General features: G+C 39.4%; 1 protein-coding gene. It reads left to right on the top strand.

Annotated elements, in window-relative coordinates; genetic code table 11:
* The first annotated feature begins 322 nt into the window (after positions 1-322).
* The gene (locus AB1414_20690; protein ID MEW6609828.1) at positions 323-1,234 is read left to right on the top strand and encodes a PorV/PorQ family protein; all 912 of its coding nucleotides are present in this window, start codon (positions 323-325) and stop codon (positions 1,232-1,234) included.
* Positions 1,235-1,488 lie beyond the last annotated feature (254 nt).

Below are 1,488 nucleotides of genomic sequence, written 5' to 3'. Positions count from 1 at the left end.
ATTTCGCAGACTCCAGGATTGATGTCCGAAGGGTGGAGCAAGAAAAAGTTTGAGCCATTTCTCCAATTCTCCCTTTTCCCCATTTCTCCTTGTTTACACTTCTAATGTATAGCCCTGAACGGTTACCTATTTTTAATGTTTTGAAAAGACAAAAATTAATAGATAATATAGTTTATTTAGAATTGAGAATGGAGGGGAGAGAAATTACGAGTATGATTAGGGGACTATCTAATTCTGAATAATCTCGTTTCTGGTTTCTGATTTCTGGTTTCTGGTTACTGGTTTCTGGTTTCTGATTACTCACGAAAAGGAAATACAAAAAATGCCAAAGGTAAATTTATTGATTATGATAATAAGTCTGTTGCTTGCTTATCCTGTCAATGCCCAGGATAAGTATACCGGGGAAACCTGTGCTAATTTTTTAAAGTTAGATGTTGGGGCAAGACAGGGGGCTTTAGCCGGTGCCTTTGCTGGCGTAGGAGATGATGTCAATACCATCAATTATAACCCTGCAGGCTTAGTCTATGCCGGAACTATTTCTTTGACTGCCATGCATAATCAATGGTTTCAATCGATAAAATATGAATATCTTGGTTATGCTCAGCAGATGTGGTGGGGTGGAGTCCTTGGTGGAAGTTTAGCCTATCTCCATATGGGTGATATAAAAGGCAGTCTGGTAGGAAATAAGCCTGCACCGGATTGGACTGCCTCGGATTCCTGTCTGACCATTTCTTATGCCCATCCCTGGAATGATAGACTTTCTGTTGGGGCAAATCTTAAGATTATCTATGAAAAAATAGAACAAGAGGATGCCTCTACAATAGCATTTGATTTTGGCACCTTTTATAAAACATCGATTGATAACCTCTCCTTTGGTTTATGCCTTCAAAATGTAGGTTCCGGGCTAAAATTTATTCAAGAAAAATCTGATTTGCCCATAAACATAAAAGCCGGGATGTCGGTAAAATTACTTGATGAACGGTTGCTCATTGCCCTTGATGCAAATAAACCTGTGGATAATGAGATGAATTTACGGCTTGGAGTTGAATATCAATTGATAGATGCCCTGGCATTACGCGCCGGGTATCGAACAGACCCGGATATTGGTTCTGGATTCTCTGGTGGTGTGGGATTAAAAGTAATGAATTATGCGCTCGATTATGGTTTTGCCCCCTATGGTAACTTAGGCGATACCCACCGCATTTCTCTGCGTATGGACTTCTTACCTGAGTAAGGCATCTTGTAACTGTTCAGCCACTGATTAACACGGATAAAATGGAGGAGAAACGCTCATGAGTCTCTGACTCACAAATGACGATGAAAATTAATGGGACGCAGATTTACAGGATTTACAAGATTTTAACGGATGTTCCAAAATTTTAAACAACAATTATACTCTTTAACCCTTTTAATTTCTATAGGTTACGACGACTGGTTAATTTTTTCCTGGTGGCTACAACTACATTTCGATAAGGTAGGACCTTTGGC

The organism is bacterium, from assembly GCA_040755795.1.
GTDB lineage: Bacteria > UBA9089 > CG2-30-40-21 > CG2-30-40-21 > SBAY01 > JBFLXS01.
Note: the sequence above shows the minus strand (reverse complement) of the source record. Positions and strands in the feature narration are given on the sequence as shown.